Source organism: Kitasatospora purpeofusca, assembly GCF_000718025.1.
Taxonomy (GTDB): Bacteria; Actinomycetota; Actinomycetes; order Streptomycetales; family Streptomycetaceae; genus Kitasatospora; species Kitasatospora purpeofusca.
This window is the reverse complement of the sequence record NZ_JODS01000012.1, coordinates 191,096-210,354: the sequence shown is the minus strand read 5'-3', so window position 1 is coordinate 210,354 and position 19,259 is coordinate 191,096. Positions and strand designations below refer to the sequence as shown.

Annotated in this window: 16 protein-coding genes; 7 read left to right on the top strand and 9 right to left on the bottom strand. The window is 72.4% G+C overall.

The genetic code is table 11. The features are described from left to right. Nucleotides 1–330 (bottom strand): sigma factor (locus tag IF01_RS50075; RefSeq protein WP_279617267.1); only part of this gene is annotated, 330 nt, incomplete at its 3' end. Nucleotides 331–906: 576 nt separating this feature from the next. Between IF01_RS50075 and IF01_RS0119420 the strand changes: the two genes are divergently transcribed. Then, complete coding sequence (locus IF01_RS0119420; protein ID WP_030394718.1) at nt 907–2,352, top strand: hypothetical protein; 1,446 nt, start codon at nt 907–909, stop codon at nt 2,350–2,352. A 32-nt stretch (nt 2,353–2,384) separates the two neighbouring features. On the opposite strand, the gene IF01_RS0119415 is transcribed toward IF01_RS0119420, so the two are convergent. Both IF01_RS0119415 and IF01_RS0119410 read right to left on the bottom strand, forming a co-directional pair. Beyond that, nucleotides 2,385–3,086, bottom strand: a complete 702-nt coding sequence (locus IF01_RS0119415) for a DUF1062 domain-containing protein (RefSeq protein ID WP_030394717.1) — start codon at nt 3,084–3,086, stop codon at nt 2,385–2,387. A gap of 244 nt (nt 3,087–3,330) precedes the next feature. Continuing rightward, nucleotides 3,331–4,206, bottom strand: coding sequence for an alpha/beta fold hydrolase (locus IF01_RS0119410; protein WP_030394716.1), 876 nt, complete (start codon nt 4,204–4,206; stop codon nt 3,331–3,333). A 63-nt stretch (nt 4,207–4,269) separates the two neighbouring features. On the opposite strand from IF01_RS0119410, the gene IF01_RS0119405 reads away from it, so the two are divergent. After that, complete coding sequence (locus tag IF01_RS0119405) at nt 4,270–4,929, top strand: TetR/AcrR family transcriptional regulator (RefSeq protein WP_051755674.1); 660 nt, start codon at nt 4,270–4,272, stop codon at nt 4,927–4,929. Nucleotides 4,930–4,948: 19 nt separating this feature from the next. Here IF01_RS0119405 and IF01_RS0119400 read toward each other — a convergent pair whose 3' ends face one another. After that, nucleotides 4,949–7,192: an MMPL family transporter gene (locus IF01_RS0119400; protein WP_030394714.1), complete on the bottom strand. Its 2,244-nt coding sequence runs from the start codon at nt 7,190–7,192 to the stop codon at nt 4,949–4,951. A 177-nt stretch (nt 7,193–7,369) separates the two neighbouring features. On the opposite strand from IF01_RS0119400, the gene IF01_RS0119395 reads away from it, so the two are divergent. The 3 genes from IF01_RS0119395 to IF01_RS0119385 all read left to right on the top strand — a co-directional run bounded on the left by IF01_RS0119395 (nt 7,370) and on the right by IF01_RS0119385 (nt 9,878). Continuing rightward, entirely contained in the window at nt 7,370–8,542 is a 1,173-nt protein-coding gene (locus IF01_RS0119395) for a sensor histidine kinase (RefSeq protein ID WP_030394713.1), read from the top strand. Next, complete coding sequence (locus IF01_RS0119390; RefSeq protein ID WP_030394712.1) at nt 8,517–9,179, top strand: response regulator; 663 nt, start codon at nt 8,517–8,519, stop codon at nt 9,177–9,179. Before IF01_RS0119395 ends, IF01_RS0119390 begins: the two co-directional genes overlap by 26 nt. 156 nt (nt 9,180–9,335) lie before the next feature. Continuing rightward, a complete protein-coding gene (locus IF01_RS0119385; protein ID WP_030394711.1) occupies nt 9,336–9,878 on the top strand; it encodes an EF-hand domain-containing protein in 543 nt (180 codons plus the stop codon). A 91-nt stretch (nt 9,879–9,969) separates the two neighbouring features. On the opposite strand, the gene IF01_RS0119380 is transcribed toward IF01_RS0119385, so the two are convergent. From IF01_RS0119380 to IF01_RS0119370, 3 genes are all read right to left on the bottom strand, one after another. Beyond that, nucleotides 9,970–11,001, bottom strand: a complete 1,032-nt coding sequence (locus IF01_RS0119380; RefSeq protein WP_030394710.1) for a hemolysin family protein — start codon at nt 10,999–11,001, stop codon at nt 9,970–9,972. Then, nucleotides 10,998–12,353, bottom strand: coding sequence for a hemolysin family protein (locus IF01_RS0119375; protein ID WP_030394709.1), 1,356 nt, complete (start codon nt 12,351–12,353; stop codon nt 10,998–11,000). Before IF01_RS0119375 ends, IF01_RS0119380 begins: the two co-directional genes overlap by 4 nt. A gap of 206 nt (nt 12,354–12,559) precedes the next feature. Beyond that, entirely contained in the window at nt 12,560–12,919 is a 360-nt protein-coding gene (locus IF01_RS0119370) for a hypothetical protein (protein WP_030394708.1), read from the bottom strand. 267 nt (nt 12,920–13,186) lie between these two features. Between IF01_RS0119370 and IF01_RS0119365 the strand changes: the two genes are divergently transcribed. Both IF01_RS0119365 and IF01_RS0119360 read left to right on the top strand, forming a co-directional pair. Beyond that, nucleotides 13,187–14,185: a PI-PLC domain-containing protein gene (locus tag IF01_RS0119365; protein WP_030394707.1), complete on the top strand. Its 999-nt coding sequence runs from the start codon at nt 13,187–13,189 to the stop codon at nt 14,183–14,185. A gap of 156 nt (nt 14,186–14,341) precedes the next feature. After that, nucleotides 14,342–14,869, top strand: a complete 528-nt coding sequence (locus tag IF01_RS0119360) for a GtrA family protein (RefSeq protein ID WP_030394706.1) — start codon at nt 14,342–14,344, stop codon at nt 14,867–14,869. 28 nt (nt 14,870–14,897) lie between these two features. On the opposite strand, the gene IF01_RS0119355 is transcribed toward IF01_RS0119360, so the two are convergent. Both IF01_RS0119355 and dnaE read right to left on the bottom strand, forming a co-directional pair. Beyond that, entirely contained in the window at nt 14,898–15,494 is a 597-nt protein-coding gene (locus IF01_RS0119355) for a LysE family translocator (RefSeq protein WP_051755671.1), read from the bottom strand. A 78-nt stretch (nt 15,495–15,572) separates the two neighbouring features. Further along, a complete protein-coding gene (gene dnaE / locus IF01_RS0119350; RefSeq protein ID WP_030394704.1) occupies nt 15,573–19,130 on the bottom strand; it encodes a DNA polymerase III subunit alpha in 3,558 nt (1,185 codons plus the stop codon). Between the last annotated feature and the right edge of the window lie 129 nt (nt 19,131–19,259).

Below are 19,259 nucleotides of genomic sequence, written 5' to 3'. Positions count from 1 at the left end.
CTTCTGCTCCCGGTCGGCGGCCGCCTGCGCCGTCCGCACCCGGTCCACCGCCCGCCGGTGGGCCATCGTCAGCACCCACGCCATCACCTCACCGCGCTCGGGCTCGTACCGGGCGGCCGTGCGCCACAGCTCGAACATGACCTCCTGGGCGACCTCCTCGGACTGCGCCGGATCCCGCAGCACCCGCCGGACCAGGCCCAGCATCGGTCCGGCCACCGCGTCGTACAGCCGGGAGAACGCCTCCTGGTCGCCGAGCGCCGTCCTGGCGACCAGTTCCTTCAGATCCGGGCCCCGGTACCGAGGACCCGAGAGGTACACGACGGCGTTCACCGGCCCGTCCCCCCGCCGCCGGCGGCACCCGTGGCCGCGATCGACTGCCGTGGCCTGCCGCCGGGTCGGCAGCTGTGCATGAAGACCTCCTGGGTCCGGTGGGAAAGCGCTCGATCGCCATTCGCGGCCGACGGGCCGGCGGATTGGCCCCGGAACCCGGAAACTGCAACCCGGAACCCGGAACGCGGGAGCCGGGACCCGAAAACTCGGACGTCCGAGCAGTCGTCTCGCAGAGTGGCCGGGTACTCGTCCCCGGCCGCGGGCTCGGTTACAGTCCCTGGCATGACCCTGCTCGTGAGCCGCCGCCATGTCGACCATGGTCGTGCCACCACCACGGGTTGTCGCCACGTCGCCTGACGGGCCCGCACTCCGCCGACACCTCGTCCGCCGCACGCCGCACGAGGCCGGCCGCCACGGAACCCGAGCCGATCGGCCCCGTTCCCATCCGCACGCACGCACCCGCACCCCCGCACACATACGTAAGTACGCGTGCGGTGCGCCCGCGTGCCGCGCACGAGCGGGACGGCACGGCCACCGGGTTCCCCTTCCCCCTCGACCCCAGGAACGGGATCCTCCATGCGCCCGCGCACCCAACGCGCCGTCCGTACCGCACTGACCCTCGCCGCCGCGGCGGTGCTCTGCACCCCCGCCACCGCCGCCCGGGCCGCCGACGGCACCTTCGGGCCGCTGCCGCCGCCGAACCCCGCCACCGCCGCGAACGGTACCGCGACGATGCACGGCGACAGCGCGTCCAGCGACACCACGCCCTACCCCGGTCCCGGCAGCGGCGCCGTCAACTGGAGCCGTACGGCGCTCGCTTCGGCCTGCCCGACCGTGGTGATCGGCAGCGACCGCCGCCCGGTGGTCCTCTGCACCACGATCTTCGGGCAGACCCCGACCGTGCACCTGCTCGACCCCGGGACCGGCGCCGACCTCGCCTCGCTGGCGCTGCCCAAGGGCAGTCTGTTCGGCGGGGTCTACGCCTACCTCGACAACACCGACGCCCTGGTGCTCGTGGACGGCGGCAACAACCTGCTGCGAATAGGCCACCACCTCACCGCCGACGGTTGGAAGTTGACGGTCGACCAGTCGACCCCGCTCGGGGCGGCCGTTCCGGCCGGGGACAACATCGTCGGCCTCAGCCCCGGCTGGAACGGCCGGGTGTGGTTCGCCACCGGCGGCGGAACCATCGGCACGGTCGACACCAGCACCGGTGCGGTCCGGACCCTCAACACCGGTGAGGGTGTGCAGAACAGCATCTCCACCGTCCCCGGCCACACCGCCGTCGCCACCGACCACGCGCTCTACCTGCTCACCGAGACCGCCGACGGCACCCCGACCGTCGAATGGCGCGCCCCCTACGACCGGGGCCCCGGCCGCAAGCCCGGCCAGCTGAGCTGGGGGACGGGCGCGACGCCCAGCTTCTTCGGCCCCGGCACCGGCACCGAGTACGTCACCATCACCGACAACGCCGCGCCGCACGAGAACCTGCTCGTCTACCGCGTCGCCGGCGGTCCGAACCCGGTCTGCACCACACCCGTGCTCACCCAGTTCCCCGCGAGCGGCACCGAGGACGCCGTCATCGCCTCCGGCCGCAGCGTCTTCGTCACCAACACCTACGGCTACCCGTACCCCGCGCTCCCGGCCGGAGCGCCCGCCAGCGTCCCGGCCTCGGCCGGGTTCGACGGCGGGCTGAGCCGGGTCGACCTCGACGCCGACGGCAACGGCTGCCACCCGGTCTGGAACAGCAACGTCAAGTCGGCCGCGCTGCCGCGGCTCTCACTGGGGGACGGGAAGATCTACACCTTCACCGTCAGCGGCCCGACCGGCTCGGCGGGGGCGCAGACCTTCGCGTCCTACTCCTACGCCACCGTCGACCCCGGGACCGGTGCCCAGCTCTCCAGCTCCTGGATCGGCCTCGGACTGCTCTACAACCCGCTGCAGATGACCGGCACCACCGGTCCGGACGGAACGCTCTACCAGGGCACCGAGACCGGCGTGGTCAGGGTGACCCGCCGCTGACGCGCCGCGGACGTCGCGGCGGCCGCCGGCGGCTACCTCCCGGCCGCCGCGGCCCGGCGCGGGAGCTCCCGGCCGGGTGCGGGCGGCAGCCCGATCCGGGGCGGGCCGGTGTGCTCGGCGTCGGGCACGGCGGGGGACTTCGTGTGCTTGGCCGCGTCGACGGAACCGGGGCCGTGGATGGTGAGGTCGAAGTCCCGGTGTGCCTTGGCGTCCGGCGCGAACGGCAGGCGGATCCGCCCGTCCGCGACCAGACGGCGCACCTCGGCCCGGCTCAGGCCGAGACCGAGCTGGAGCAGCCGCTCCACCCGGACCGGCGCGGGCAGCTCGAAGCGGACCTCTACCGGGAGCGGGTTCGGGTCGTCGAGCGCGTACAGCGGCATGCGGGTCTCCAGCTCCCACGTCCCGGTCCAGTCGAGCCGGTACCGGTTCTTCGCCGCGAGCGACGCGCTCGTCACCAACTCCCGTACCGCTGAAGGGTCGTTGGTCTCGTAGGCCACCAGCCGGGCCGGCTCCAGCGTCGAGACGTGGGCGCGCTCGTGGACGGGCACCTTCGAGGTCCGGTCGCACGTGGCGCAGCTCAGCAGCAGCCACACGTCGAGCATCTTGCCGCTCGCGTTGACGCGGATCTTCCCCGAGGCGCGGTGCCGCGTGCCGGGGCAGTCCGGGCAGGACCGGACGACGGTGGGCAGGGCGGACTGACGCACGGCCCACAGGGCCTTGCGGTCGGTATTCATATGGGTTGGGTGCTTTCAGGACTCAGCAGGAGGGCAGGCCGAACTCACTCGGCGGCTCCCGCTCTGCGACGGATGCTCACGAGGGGCGCGACCCATCGCCCCGGGACCGGGTCGTCAGGCTCCGGGGTCGATCGCGCGACAGGTACGTACTACGTGGCAGTCCTCAAAAGTCCATGCGGGAGATCATGAGCGAGTCGCCCGCCCGCGGCAACCGAATTTCCCCGTGCCCTCGGGCGGCGACAGCTCACAGGTGGCCCTGGCGTCCGACGCTGCCGAGAATGCGGTCGGCCACCAGGTCCGGGCGGTCCGTCGGCAGTGCGTGGCCGGCGCCGGGCACGATCTCCACCCGGGCCGCGGGCACGAGCTCGCCGAGCCGGTCGGCGACCTTGCGCGAGTCGTGCATGGCGCTGCGCGCCCCGAGCAGGAACAGTGCGGGGACACGCAGACGGCGGAGTTCCTCGTCGGAGAAGACCGGTGGCACCGGGAGTGCGCGGCGGAACCCCGTCGATGCGCGCATCAGGCCCATCAGTTCGCGTTCCAGGACGGCGCTGTTGCCGACCAGGCGGGCCAGTGGAGGGCGGAGCGGGCGCGGCGCTGTCGCGGCGAGGGCGCCGGCGATCAGCCAGGTGTAGAACCGGGCGCCGAAGTCGGCGAAGCCGGCGGGATCCACCAGGGTGAGGGACGCGGCTCGTCCCGGGTGGTGGATCTGGTGGTTGAGTGCCAGCCAGCCGCCGTAGGAGCAGCCGACGAGATGGGCGTCCGTCACGTCCAGTGCGGCGAGGAGTTGGTCCAGCCAGGCGGCGCCGTCCCGGCCGTCGGCCATCGGGGCGGTCTGCACGCTCGCGCCCGGCTCGCCGACCGTGTCGACGGCGAGGACCGGACGGTGCTCGGCGAGTGCGTCGATGTACCGGTGCCACATCAGTGCGTTGCCGCCCGATCCGGGCAGCAGCACGATCGGCTCGCCGTTCTGCGGCCCGCTCCGGTAGACGCGGGTGGTCCCGAAGGCGGTCGGAAGGTCCAGCGCCGTCCGCGGCCCCGGCCACAGTTCGGCCAGGGTGCGCTCGTAGGCGGTGCGGAATCGGTCCCTGGCCCGGTCGTTCTTGAACTGGCTGATTCGCATGATACATGTGTATCACGGCATGATACGGGTGTACCAGAGAGGGCGTGCCAGGGAGGTGGGACCATGACCGCGCGGGTCGATCACGAGGAACGCCGACGGCAGATCGCCGAGGCGCTGCTGCGGATCGCCGACACCCAGGGGCTGCAGTCGGCCAGCATGCGGGCGGTCGCCGCCGAGGCCGGCGTCTCGCTGCGGCTGGTGCAGTACTACTTCGAGACCAAGCAGGGGCTGCTGCTGGACGCGCTGACCCGGCTCGCCGCCCAGCTCCAGGCCCGCATGGAGAAGTGGATCGGCGAGGCGGGATCCCCGCCCACACCGCGCGGCACCGTGACCGCGATCCTGTCGTGCATCCTGCCGACCGATCCGGAGAGCCGCCGGATCGCCAGGACCTACGCCGCCTACTACACCCTGGTGCTCAACGACCCCGAGGTGCTGGAGAAGCACGGCGCGCGGCAGCCCGAACTGCTGGAGGGCTTCCTCGCGAAGCGCATCGCCGCGGCCCAGGAGGCCGGGGAGGTCGACCCCGGCAAGGACCCCGGGATCGCCGCCGCCGGACTGCTGGCCATGGTGAACGGTCTGGGCTCCAGCGTGCTGGGCGGCCAGCGCACCGGCGAGGCGGCGACGGCGATCCTGGCCCGCCATCTGGACGAGCTGTTCCGGACCCCGGGGGAGACGGCGAGAGCCCTTCCGTCGGTGGACTCCCCGAACGCGACGTCCTCCTAGGGTGCGTATCGAGTCGTGATCAACCGGTGCCGTCGGTGTCGTCGGTGCCGTCGGTGCCGACCGGGCCGCGGGGAAGGATCCGGTCCAGCCACGTCGGCAGCCACCAGTTGGCCCGGCCGAGGAGTGTCATGGTCGCCGGTACCAGCACCATGCGTACGACGGTGGCGTCGATGAGGATCGCGGTGGCCAGGCCGAGCCCGAACATTTTGGTGGAGGGGTCCTCGGCGACGGCGAAGGACAGGAAGACCGCCGCCATGATGAGGGCGGCCGAGGTGATGGTCCGGGCGGTGCGCGAGACGCCCTCGACGATCGCCGTGCCGTTGTGGCCGGTGCGCAGGAACTCCTCGCGTACGCGGGAGAGGAGGAACACCTCATAGTCCATCGACAGGCCGAACAGGATGGCGAAGAGGAACATCGGGATGAACGACACGATCGGAACCGTCGCTTCCAGCCCGATGAGAGCGCCTCCCCAGCCCCACTGGAAGACCGCGACCATGATGCCGTAGGCCGCGCCGATGCTCAGCAGGTTCAGCAGTACCGCCTTGAGCGGTACGAGTACCGAGCGGAAGACCAGCATCAGCAGCAGGAACGACACCGCCAGCACGGCGGCGACGACCACCGGCAGGCGTTGGCTGGTGCGTCGGCCCACATCGGACAGGCTCGCGGCGGCGCCGCCGACGTGGGCCCTGGCCGGGCCCTGCCCGATCGCCGTGGGCAGCACGTCGGTGCGCAGCCGGGCGACGGTGTCGGCCGTGGCCCTGTCCTGGGGGCCGGTGGTCGGGAACACCACGAGGGTCGCGATGCCGGTGGCCCGATCGACGTGCGTCGGTGCGACGGACGCGATGCCCGGATCCGCCGCGACCGTTGCGACGAGTCGGTCCAGCACGCCCGGATCACCGGCGGGGTCCGCGGCGATGACGAGGGGACCGTTGGTGCCCGGGCCGAACCCCTCGGCGACGAGGTCGTAGGCCCGGCGCTCGGTACGGCTGTGGGGAAGTGAGCCGTCGTCGGGCAGGCCGACGCGCAGACCGAGCACGGGCAGCGTCGCGGTCAGCAGCAGCCCCGCCGCGCCGACCGCGTACGGCACCGGGTGCCGGCCGACGTGCCCGATCCAGCGACGCCACCCGGCGGCACCGGCGGCGCCTGCCGCCGGGTCCCGCCGCCGTGCGGGTCGGCCCGGCTTCCTGGCCCGCAGAGCCCGCTCGATCCGGCCGGCCCGGGCCAGACGCGGGCCGGCGGCGCCGAGGAAGGCCGGCAGCAGCGTCACCGACGCGGCCACCATGGTCAGAACGACGATCGAGACGGCGAGCCCGCCCACCGTCATGAACGGTATGTTCGCGACCGCCAGGCCGAGGATCGATACGACGACGGTGCCGCCGGCGAAGACCACGGGCCGCCCCGCCGTGGCCACCGCCCGCCCCGCCGCCTCGCGGGGATCGAGCCCGCGCGCGAGGTACTCCCGGTGCCTGGTGAGCACGAACAGCGCGTAGTCGATGCCCACTCCGAGCCCGACCATGCTGCCCAGGACCGGCGCGAAGGTGGGGACGTCCGTCACCCCCGCCAGTACGGTCATCGTGGCGACCCCGACGGTCAGCCCGAAGACCGCCGTGCCGATCGGCAGCGCGGCTGCGACGAGCGAACCGAACACCAGGAACAGGATCGCGGCCGCGGCCAGCAGGCCGATCAACTCGCTCGCGCCGCCGTCGGCGTCGGAGAAGGCGTAGAACAGGCTCCCGCCCATCTCGATGCGCAGGGGCAGTTCGGCGCGCAGCCGGTCGCCGAGATCGACGAGGGCGTCGAGGTCCTCGGCCGACAGCCGGCTCTGGTCGGGGTACTGCACCCGGACGACCGCGATCCGCCCGTCGGCCGAGACGAGGCCGCCGCGCACGGCGGTGTCCCCGCCCGCGTCGAGCGCCCCCGCCGGGTCGCTCGTGCCGAGCACGTGCGGCAGCCGCTCCACCTCGGCCTGCAGCCGCGTGAGAGCGGTGCGCGCACGGTCGTGGTCGAAGAACGTCGCGGCGCCGTCGAGGGGGGTGACGACCACTTGGGCGGTCATCCCCTCCTGGCCGGTGCCGGCCCGCTCGATCAGTTGCGCGGCCCGCTGGGAGTCCAGTCCCGGCGCGGTCATCGAATCCGCGTTCCGCCCGCCGAAGGCGACGGCGGCGAGGACGGCGAGCGTGGCGGCGACCAGCCATGCCGCGATCACCCGCCAGGGGTGGCGGGCGGCGTTTGTGCCCAGGCGCAGCAGGGCTTTCGAGTGCATCGGGGGTCCTCCAACCACCTTGTCGGCCGTCCTTGTACGGCCGCCGATGCCGAGGCTCCTCGCTGCTGCGCTCCGCGCCATCGGCCCGCGGGCCGCGGATCCGTCGGCCCCGGGGCGGAGTGACGACCCGTCCTTTCGGCCGATGCGCGGTACGGCGCGGTCACTAGGCTGGGAACCGTGCTCCGAGACGACCTGCGAACCCTGTGGACCGAACCCCGGCCGCCCGACGCGCCCGCCCGGGTGCGGCGGGACTGGGCGCTGCTCGCCGCGGGCCTTGCCGGTGCGGCGCTGGAGGCCACTCTGCGCGAGCACGTCGTGTGGCGTCCGGCGGCGGTGGTGTTCGCCGTATGGCTGTGCCTGCTGCTCCTGTGGCGCCGGACCCGCCCGCTGGCGACTGTCACGCTGGCGTTCGGCTCGGTGACCCTGCTCCAGGTGGCCTCGCTCCTCGCCGCACCGCGCGAGCCCGTCGGCCTGTACACCGCCGGGGTCGTGCTGGTGCTGGTGTACGCGCTGCCCCGGTGGGGATCGGGCCGGGAGATCGTGCTGGGCGGCGCGACGATCGTCGCGGCGTGCGCGCTGTGTGCCGCCACGGGCGGGACTCCGGTCGTCGAAGCGGTCGTGGGCTTCGTCTTCGGGCTGCTGCCCGGTGTGGTCGGGGCCGCGGTGCGGTTCCGGGTGACCGCTCGCGAGCGGCAGTTGGAGCAGGTGCGCTCCCGCGAGCGCGAGCAGCTCGCCCGGGAACTGCACGACACGGTGGCCCACCACGTGTCGGCCATGGTGATCATCGCCCAGGCGGGCCGGGTGCTCGCGGGCACCGACCCGTCCGCCGCGGTCGCGGCGCTGGAGGGGATCGAGGAGGAAGGGGCGCGCACGCTGGAGGAGATGCGCGCCATGGTCGCCGCGCTGCGCGACCGCGGGGTCGGCGCCGAGCTGGCGCCCCCCGCCGGCGTCGCGGACCTGGAGCGCCTGGTGCGCACCCCCGGCGGTCGCGTCAGGGTCGACCTGGGGCTCGACGGCGAGTTGGACACGCTGCCGCCGGCCGTGGACGCCGCCGTCTACCGGATCGTGCAGGAGTCGGTGACCAACGCGCTGCGCCACGCGGTCGACGCGACCGAGGTCGCCGTCCGGGTCGCCGCGGAGCGGCACACGGTACGGGTGAGCGTGCGGGACAACGGTCGGCGCACCGGTCGGGGGCGCGACGGATACGGACTCACCGGGCTGCGCGAGCGCGCGACCCTGATCGGCGGCACACTACGAGCCGGCCCGGGCACCGACCGGGGCTGGCTCGTCGAGGCCGAGCTGCCGAGAGCGAGGAGCGAGAGCGGTGTCCGTACGCGTCCTCGTCGCTGACGACCAGACGATCATCCGCACCGGGCTGCGGATCATGCTGAACGCCCAGCCCGGCATCGAGGTGGTCGGCGAGGCCGCCGACGGACGGGAAGCGGTCCTACTGGCCCGCGAACTGCGCCCCGACGTCTGCCTGTTCGACATCCGGATGCCCGTGGTCGACGGGCTCGAGGCCACCCGGCTGCTCGCCGGCCCGGGCGTCGCCGACCCGCTGGCCGTGGTCGTCATCACCACGTTCGACCTCGACGAGTACGTCTACGGCGCGCTGCGTGCCGGCGCCCGCGGATTCCTCCTCAAGGACACGGGACCGGACCTGCTGGCCCAGGCCGTACGGTCGGCGTCCGGCGGTGAGGCGCTCATCGCGCCCAGCGTCACCGTCCGTCTGCTCCGGGCCTTCGCGGACCTGCCCGCCGGCCGGCCCGCGGCCCAACCGGTCTCACCCGTCACCGCCCGCGAGGAGCAGGTGCTCCTCGCCGTCGCTCGCGGGCTGACCAACACCGAGATCGCCGATGCACTGCACATCAGCCTCAGCACGGTGAAGACGCATCTGGCCAGCCTGATGGCCAAACTCGGCGCCCGCAACCGGGTCGAGATCGCGATGTGGGCCTACGAAACGCGCCGTGTCCTCCCCGGAACCTGAACGAGCACTAGCACAGCCGGGGCGCCCCGGGGCGGTTGTGCCGGGAATCCCCGGTACTTCCGCCGAAGCCCGACGGGGCCGCGCGCCGCGCCTCTACAGTCGCCAGCCTGTCGCCACAGGTGGTGGCGCCACGGCTCGGCACAGGGAGGCCCGTTCATGGCCAACGAGTTCCAGCGGCGCAAGCTCCGCAACGTCTTCGCCGCCTTCGACACCGACGGGGACGGCTGCCTCCGGAAGAACGACTTCGAGGCGCTGGCGGAGCGGTGGGGCCGGCTCCCGGCCGTCCAGCGGGACGCGGCCCTCGGAGTCAGGGTCGAGGCACTCATGCTGGGCTGGTGGGACCACCTGCTCACGGTCGCGGACAGCAACCACGACGGCAGGGTCGACATGGAGGAGTTCCTGACCCTCGTCGACCGGCTCCCCGCCCTGCGGGAAGTGGTCACGGCGACCGCCGACACCGTCTTCGACGCGGTCGACGAGAACGGCGACGGCCGCATCTCCCGCGCCGAACACGCCCGGCTGGTCGACATCTGGCACGGCCGGACCGTGCCGACCGACGACGTCTTCGACCTGATCGACCTGGACGGCGACGGCTACCTGAGCCGACCCGAGTTCGCCCTCCTGTGGGAGCAGTTCTGGATCAGCGCCGACCCGTCCGACCCCGGCAACGCGATGTGCGGCCGCATCCCGGAGCAGTGACCCGGCACCGCCCGGAGCGGTCGGCCGATCGGAGCGGCCCGTGCCGCCACCGCGCGCGGCGGGGGCGGCACGGGCCGTGGGGGGCGGGGCGTCAGCGGGGGCCGGAGGTGGGGGCCGGGCCGACCAGCTCCTTGAGGACGTCCTCCATGGTGACCAGGCCGAGGGGGGTTCCGTCGGCCGTGATCGCGGCCGCGAGGTGGGTGCCGGAGCGGCGCATCGCGGTCAGGACGTCGTCGAGGGGCATCGCCTCCGGGACGCGGGCGATCGGGCGGAGGGTGCCGGGCGGGAACGGGCGGTCGCGGGTGCCGTCGTGCTCGAGGGCGTCCTTGATGTGCAGGTAGCCGTCCACCCGCTCGTCCGGGCCCAGCACCGGGAAGCGCGAGAAGCCGGTGCGGGCGGCGAGCTGCTCCAGCTGCGCCGGGGTGGTGCCGGGGCCGGTGAAGACGATCCGCTCGCGCGGCGTGACGACCTCGGAGACGGGGCGGGAGCCCAGCTCCAGGGCGTCGTGCAGCAGCTCGGTGTCCCGGGCGCTGAGCAGCTCCGCGTCCGAGGAGTCCTTGACCATCCGGGCGAGCTCGTCCTCGGTGAACACCGAGGCCACCTCGTCCTTGGGCTCGACCCTGAGCAGGCGCAGGATCCGGTTGGCGAAGCCGTTGATGGAGAAGACGACCGGCCGCACCGCCCGGCAGGTGGCCACCAGCGGCGGCACCAGCAGCAGGGCGGCCCGCTCGGGCGCGGCGAGCGCGAGGTTCTTCGGGATCATCTCGCCGAGCAGCATGTGCAGATAGGTCGCCGTCCCCAGTGCGATGACGAAGGCGACCGGGTGGATCAGGCCCTCCGGCACGCCGAGGCTGTGGAACGGCGGCTCCAGCAGGTGGGCGATGGCCGGTTCGGCGACCATGCCGAGCACCAGCGAGGAGACGGTGATGCCGAGCTGGGCGGTGGCCAGCATGGCGGAGACGTGCTCCAGGCCCCAGATGACGGTGCGGGCCCGGCGGTCGCCGGCCTCGGCGAGCGGTTCGACCTGGCTGCGCCGCACCGAGATGAGGGCGAACTCGCCGCCGACGAAGAAGGCGTTGGCCACGATGGTGAGCAGGCCGACGATCAGTTGGACGGCGGTCATCGGGTCCGCTCCTGGCGCTCGGGGCGGTCCTCGTCGGGGGAGTCGGAGGGTTCGGGGGCGGTGATCCGCACCCGTTCGGCGACGTGGTGGGCGACGGCGCCGACCTCCAGCGTCCAGCCGTCGACCTCGACGGCGTCGCCGACCGTCGGGATCCGGCCGAGCCGCTCGGCGATCAGGCCGGCCAGCGTCTCGTACGGGCCCTCGGGCACCGGCATGCCGATGGCTTCGAGCTCGTCGGTGCGGGTGATGCCGTCGGAGTCCCACCGGTGCCGGCCGTCCTCGGCGGTGCCGAGGTCGACCAGGTCGGGGGTCCCGGTGGGGTCGTGCTCGTCGCGGACCTCGCCGACGACCTCCTCGACGATGTCCTCCAGGGTGACGATGCCGGCGGTGCCGCCGTACTCGTCGATGACCACGGCGAGGGTCTCCTCGCCGCGCATCCGGTCGAGCAGGCGGTCGACGGTGAGGGTCTCGGGGACCAGCATCGGCTCGGTCATCAGCGCCGACACCCGCCGGGTCGCCCGCCGCTCCACGGGCACGCCGAGGGCGTCCTTGATGTGGACGGTGCCGACGACGTGGTCGAGGCTGCCCCGGTAGACCGGGAAGCGGGACAGGCCGGTGACCCGGGTGAGGTCGGCGACGTCGGCCGCGGTGGCGTGCTCCGCCAGGGCCTGGACGTCCACCCGGGGCTTCATGACGTTCTCCGCCGTCAGCTCGCGCAGGTTGAGCGAGCGGATGAACAGTTCGGCGGTGTCGGGCTCCATGACGCCCTCGCGGGCGGAGTGCCGGGCGAGCGCGACCAGTTCCTGCGGGGTGCGGGCGGAGGCGAGGTGCTCGGCCGGTTCCAGGCCGAACCGCCGCACGACACGGTTGGCGGTGTTGTTCAGGTGACCGATGAACGGCGCGAAGGCGGCCGAGAACCAGTACTGCGGGGCGGCCACCACCTTGGCGACGGCCAGGGGCCGGGAGATCGCCCAGTTCTTGGGCACGAGCTCGCCGGCGACCATCAGCACGACGGTCGACAGCAGTACGCCGAGGACGAGCGAGCCGGTCTCGGCGGCGGCCTCGGGCAGGCCGACGGCCTCCAGCGGACCGCGGAGCAGCGCGGCCACCGAGGGCTGCGCGATCATGCCGATCACCAGACTGGTGATGGTGATGCCCAGTTGGGCGCCGGAGAGCTGGAAGGTGAGCCGTCGGACGGCCTTGAGCGCGGTCGCGGCGCCCCGCTCACCGGCCTCGGCCGCCCGTTCGACGGCGGCGCGCTCCACGGTGGTGAGGGAGAACTCGGCGGCCACGAAGAGGGCGCAGGCCGCGGTCAGGAGCAGGGCCAGGACCAGCAGGAGCACCTCGCTCACCGGGTCACCCCCGCCCCGGTCGGTGCGTACGACGGGCAGGGAACGGCTGGGTGATGACTGGGAGGTTCGTCCATCGCGGGGTCCGCGACTCCTTCGTGCAGAGGGTGACCGGTTCTACAGAAGTGTAAAGGAATGGCAAATCAGTACGGCGTAAGGCCCGGGTCACCACGCGCTCCCGTGTGCGCGTCGACCCGGGCCCGGCGGGGTCACGCCGTCCGGCGGCGCCGGAAGATCGCCCGGACGGCGAACACGATCGCGACGATCAGCCCGATCACGAACAGCACGATCAGCAGGACGACGACGATCACGGCAATGCCGAGCTTCTTGAAGAAGCCGCCCTTCTTCTTCTCGTCCTTCTTGTCGCCCGCCGCGAGGGCGGTGTCGTGGGCGCTGCCGTGGGCGGGGGCCGGTGCGGCGACAGCGGCGGGCGCGGGCGCCGTCGAGCCGACCGTCACGGCGGCCCGGACGCCGGTGGGGGCGGCCGTGGCGGCCGTGGCCGGCGCGCCCAGCAACAGCCCGGCGGCCACGAGGACGGGGGCGACCTTCGCGAGTATGCGCGACTTCACTGCTTCTCCTGTCGTTCGGTCCTCGGCGTGACGGGTCCGGTGCCGGACCGGCCCCCCGTCAGCCGACTTCTACAGCACTGTAGATGATCTCCGTGCGCAGGTCGGACGGGGGAGTCGACAGATCGACGGGTTGGCGGGCCGACCCTCGCGTTCCCGGCCCGAACCCGCCGTTCACCGTGTGTCGACCCCCTGTTGGTGATATCGATTGACGGGAAACTGACAAATCGAGTACCGACGAACGACGAACGACAAGGAGGGAGCGACCTCGTGACGACGAATCAGCTCGACGCCCGCCGGCGCGGAACCCGTCTGCGGACCCTGCCCGCCCTGGTGGCGGCGCTGTGCGCGATCCTCGGCACCACCGCGCTCGCCGCCCCCGCGCAGGCCGCCGACGCGCGCCGGCCGGTCTACGCCGTCGCGCACCGGGTGGACACCCTCGACGGGGTGGACGCCGCGATCGGCCACGGCGCCAACGCCATCGAGATCGACGTCTGCGCCTGGTGGAACCCGAACGAGTGGCGCGCCTGGCACGACTGTTCCTCGGCCGGCGAGAACCGCCTCGGGCCCAGCTTCGACAGCATGCTGGACCGCATCCTCTCGCACGCCAGTGCGGGCCGCCGGCTGTCGCTGGTCTGGCTGGACATCAAGGACCCCAACTACTGCGGCGAGGCGCCCAACCGCACCTGCAGCGTCGCCGGGCTGCGCGACAAGGCCCAGCGGCTGACGGCCGCCGGGATCCAGGTGCTCTACGGCTTCTTCGAGTACCACGGCGGCAGCACCCCGGACGTCGGCGGCCGCGGCTGGCAGAGCCTGGCGGGCCGGCTCGGCCCGCTGGAGGGCATCACCACCACCGGCACCCGCGACCAGGTGCTCGGCGCCTTCGACCGCTCCGGCTCCGGCTTCCCGGCCGGCCGCCGGGTGATGGACTACGGGGACAGCGACATCACCAAGGGCTTCGGCAACTGCACCGAGGCCACCTGGAACACCTGCGCCGAACTGAGGAAGGGCGCCGCCGACCGGGCCGCCGGCCGGCTCGCGGGCACCTTCTCCTGGACGACCACCTACAACGACCCGTGGTACGTCGACAAGCTCCTCGGCGACGCCCAGGTGGACGGCATCATCGCCGGCTACGGCGCCTTCACCGGCGTGCGCGAGTACGACAACGGTTGGCAGTGTGCCAATGCCGTCAACCTCGTCCGCGACTGGGTCGACCGCCACAGCGGCACCCATCGGATGGCGAACAGCGGCGACCGCCTGTTCCGGTAGGACGCTCCCTCGCCGCGCGTGGTGCCACTGTGGCGCCATGCGGACTGGACATGGCGCCATCGCTTACGCCATGCTGATGCCAAGGGGAAACGCGCGCTCCCGGCCCCGCGGTCGGGAGCGCGCGTTCCGGGGGAGCGGGACCGGAGGGGGCGGATCATGGCGGCAGAGCGGCGCCGGGAGCGGGCGGAGGTCGGGGGCCTCGTCGCCTTCGCCCGCTTCGTGGTCTGCGGCGGCGGCGTGGGCGTGGCCGCGAGCTTCGCCGTCGCGGCCCTGGCCGGATGGCTCCCGCAGGTCCCCTGGGTCCTGGTCAACGCGCTGGTCACCGCGGCCTCCACGCTGCTCGCGACCGAGCTGCACGCCCGCTTCACCTTCGGCATGGGCGGCCGCGCGACCTGGCGGCAGCACGTCCAGTCGGCCGGATCGGCGGTGGCCGCGTACGCGGTGACCTGCTCGGCGGTGCTCGTCCTGCACCAGGTGGTGGCGCGGCCCGGCGCGGTGGCCGAGCAGGTCGTCTACCTCTCGGCCTCCGCGCTGGCCGGCGTCGCCCGGTTCGCGGTGCTGCGCCTGGTCGTGTTCGCGCGCACCCGGTCGACGGCGTCCGCCGCGGCCCGCCCCCTGAGCGTGGCCGTCGCCCGCGCCTCGATCCCGGCCGCCGACCCCACCGGGCTCTGCCGCGCCGCCTGAGCCGTACCGGACGCACCGCGCGCGACGGTCAGCGCAGGGCTACCGCCGCGCCCGAACGCTCGGTGGCGATCCGCACGGCGAAGCCGGCCAGGGCGGTGCCCACCACGTAGCGGTGCACGCGCTGCCAGAGCGGGTGCCGGGAGAAGAAGCCGGCGACGGAGCCGGCCGTGACGATGAAGAAGGCGTTGCCCGCGACCCCGACCACGATCAGGGTCAGCCCCAGCACCACGCCCTGGAGGCCGACGTGGCCGCGCGACGGGTCGACGAACTGCGGCAGCAGCGAGATGTAGAGGATCGCCACCTTGGGGTTGAGCAGGCAGGTGAGCAGGCCCATCAGGAAGAGCTTGCGGGGCCCGTCGTGCGGCAGCTCCTGGGCGGCGAACGCGGAGCGCCCGCCCGGCCGGACGGCCTTCCAGGCGAGCCACAGCAGGTAGCCGGCACCCGCGAGCTTGACCGCCAGGTAGATCTCCGGCACCAGCGCGAAGACGGTGGCGATCCCGGCGGACACCGCGAACAGGTAGACCAGGAAGCCGAGGGCGACCCCGGCCAGCGAGGTCAGCCCGGCCCGGCGGCCCTGGGCGATCGAACGGGAGACCAGGTAGATCATGTTCGGCCCCGGTGTCATCGGGGGGGGGGGGGGGGGGGGGGGGGGGGGCGGGGGGCGCCCCCCCCCCCCCCCCCGCCGCACCGCCGTCGGGCTCCGTCAGCGCACGCTCGTTCCCATCCAGGCGCGGTTGCCCAGCAGGGTCTTGACGTCGGAGGCGAAGCCGTTGTCGGGGTTCACCTGGAAGCCGAGCTCGTAGAGGGTGTCCTTGTCCCAGCCGGTGGTGAGCAGGCGGACGGGGACGTCGCCGGGGTGGGCCTGGAGGGCGAGCTTGAGCTCGGCGACGACCCCGGGGGTGACCCGGGCGGCCGGGACGGTGATCTGGACCGGGGGCTTGGTGCCGAGTTCGGCGGAGGAGACGTCGAGGGTGGTGAGCTCCTGCCCGAAGATGCTCAGCGAGCCGTCGCGCTCGTTGAGGCGGCCCCGGACCGAGACGACGTTGTCCTCGACCATCTGCTCGGCCATCAGGTTGTAGGTGGCGGGGAAGAAGAGCACCTCGACCGAGCCGTCGCGGTCGGCGACGGTGATGATCGCCCAGGCGTTGCCGGCCTTGTTGATCCGGCGGTCCACGGCCGTGATGAGGCCGGAGAGGCGGACCTCGCCCTCGGTGCGGCCCGAGCCGAGCAGGTCGGCGATCGAGGTGTCGCGGTTCTGGGAGAGGATGTGCTCGGCGCCGTCGAGCGGGTGGCTGGAGACGTAGAGACCGAGCATCTCCCGCTCCAGGGAGAGCAGTTGGCGGCGCGGCCATTCGCGGTCGGTGAGCTGGAAGTCCAGCCCGATGCCGCCGCCCTCCTCGGCGTCGAGCGCGCCGAAGAGGTCGTCCTGGCCGATCGCCTGCTGCTTCTTCAGCCCGGTGACGGCGTCGATCGCGCTCTCGTGCACGGTGCTGAGCGAGAGCCTGGTGTGCCCGAGCGAGTCGAACGCGCCCGCCTTGACCAGGGAGTCGACGGTGCGCTTGTTGCACACCACCAGCTCGACCTTGTCCAGGAAGTCCGGGAAGGAGGTGTACTTGCCCTTCTCCGCCCGGGTGGCCACCAGCGACTCGATGACCGGGACGCCGACGTTGCGCACCGCCTTCAGGCCGAAGCGCACGTCGCTGCCGACGGCGGTGAAGTCGACCACCGACTCGTTGACGTCGGGGGAGAGGATCCGGATGCCCATCTGCCGGCACTCGGCCAGGTAGATCGCCATCTTGTCCTTGTCGTCGGCGACCGAGGTGAGCAGGGCGGCCATGTACTCGGCGGGGTAGTTCGCCTTGAGGTAGGCGGTCTGGTACGAGACCAGTCCGTAGGCGGCGGAGTGCGATTTGTTGAAGGCGTAGCCGGCGAACGGGACCAGGACGTCCCAGACGGCCTGGATGGCCTCGTCGGAGTAGCCGCGCTCCTTGCAGCCCGCGTGGAAGGGGACGAACTCCTTCTCCAGCACCTCCTTCTTCTTCTTGCCCATCGCCCGGCGGAGCAGGTCGGCCTGTCCGAGCGAGTAGCCGGCGAGCACCTGGGCCGCTCGCTGGACCTGCTCCTGGTAGACGATGAGGCCGTAGGTGGGGCCGAGGACGTCGGCGAGCGGCGCCTCCAGCTCCGGGTGGATCGGGATGATCTCCTGCTGGGCGTTCTTGCGCAGCGCGTAGTTGGTGTGCGAGTTCATGCCCATCGGGCCGGGCCGGTACAGCGCGGAGACGGCGGAGATGTCGGCGAACTCGGTGGGCTTCATCAGCTTGAGCAGGGCGCGCATGGGGCCGCCGTCGAGCTGGAACACGCCGAGGGTGTCGCCGCGGGCCAGCAGCTGGTAGGTGGTGGGGTCGTCGATCGGGATCTTCTCGATGTCGACGTCCACGCCCCGGTTGGCCTTGACGATCTTGATGCAGTGATCGATGATGCCCAGGTTCCGCAGACCCAGGAAGTCCATCTTGATCAGGCCCATGGCTTCGCACGACGGGTAGTCGAAGCCGGTGATGATCACGCCGTCCTTGTCCCGCATGTGCAGCGGGATGAGGTCGAGCAGCGGCGTCGAGGAGAGGATGACGGCCGCGGCGTGCACGCCGGTGCCGCGGATCAGGCCCTCGATGCCCAGGCCGGTGTCGATGATCTTCTTGACATCGGACTCGTTCTCGTACAGCGAGCGGATCTCGGTGCCCTCGTTGTACCGCGGGTGCTTGTCGTTGAAGAGGTCCGCCAGCGGGACGCCCTTGCCCATGACGTCCGGCGGCATCGCCTTGGTGATCCGGTCGCCCATCGCGAACGGGTAGCCGAGGATGCGGTTGGCGTCCTTGACGGCGGCCTTGGCCTTGATCGTGCCGAAGGTGTTGACCTGGGCGGTGTAGGCGGAGCCGTACTTGTCGGTGACGTAGCGCACCATCTGGTCGCGCTGGCGGTCGTCGAAGTCGATGTCGACGTCCGGGGGGTTGATGCGCTCGGGGTTCAGGAACCGCTCGAACAGCAGGTCGTGCTCCAGCGGGTCCAGCTCGGTGATCCGGGTCAGGTAGGACACCATCGAGCCGGCCGCCGAGCCTCGGCCCGGGCCGACCGGGATGCCGTTGTCCCGGGCGTACTGGCAGATGTCGGCGACCACGAGGAAGTAGGCGTCGAAGCCCATCGGGGAGATGACGCCCATCTCCAGCTCGACCCGGTCCAGCACCTCCTGGCTCGGGTTGTCGCCGTAGCGGTGCTGGAGGCCGGCGGCGATCTTCTGGCGCAGGAACGAGGCCTGGGTCTCGCCCTCGGGCACGTCGAACTGCGGCATCCGGTCGACGTAGGTGAACACCTCGTCGTACGACTCGACCCGCTCCGCGATGGCCAGCGTGTTGTCGCAGGCCTCCGGCAGCTCGCGGAAGAGCTCGCGCATCTCCTCGGCGGTCTTGACGTAGTAGCCGGTGCCCTGGAACTTGAACCGGTTCGGGTCGTCCTTGTTCTTGCCCACGCCGACGCAGAGCAGGCTGTCGTGGGCGTCCGCCTGGTCGGCGGTGACGTAGTGCGAGTCGTTGGTGGCCAGCAGCGGGATGTTCAGCTGCTTGGCGAGGCGCAGCAGGTCCTCGCGCACGTCCTGCTCGATCGACAGTCCGTGGTCCATCAGCTCCAGGAAGTAGTTCTCCTTGCCGAAGATGTCCTGGTAGGCGCCGGCCGCCTTGACGGCCTCCTCGTACTGCCCGAGCCGCAGCCGGGTCTGCACCTCGCCGGAGGGGCAGCCGGTGGTGGCGATGATCCCGGTGGCGTTGGCGGCGATCAGCTCGCGGTCCATCCGGGGCTTCATGTAGTAGCCCTCCATCGACGCGAGCGAGGAGAGCCTGAAGAGGTTCCGCAGGCCGGTGGCGTTCTGCGCCCACATGGTCATGTGGGTGTAGCGGCCGCCGCCGGAGACGTCCTTGCCGCCCTCGCCGTCCGCGCTGGCCGGCCGCTGGCCGCCCGGCGACCAGAACACCTGCTTCTTGTGGAAGCGCGAGGACGGGGCGACGTACGCCTCGATGCCGATGATCGGCTTGACGCCGGTCTTGGCGGCGGCGTGGAAGAACTCGTAGGCGCCGAACATGTTGCCGTGGTCACTCATCGCGATGGCGGGCATGCCCTGTCTCTCCGCCTCCGCGAAGAGCTTGCCGTTCTTCGCGGCCCCGTCCAGCATCGAGTACTCCGTGTGGACGTGCAGGTGCGCGAAGCTGTCGGACACGGCGCTGGGCTCCTCAAGCGGGACGGCGGTACTGGCAAGCGGTCCAGGTTAGTCGGTCGGCGCGCGCGACACGCCAGGGGTGCCGCGCGCGCCGGCCGGTCGGGCCGCGGAGCCGGGCCGGGGTGCCCC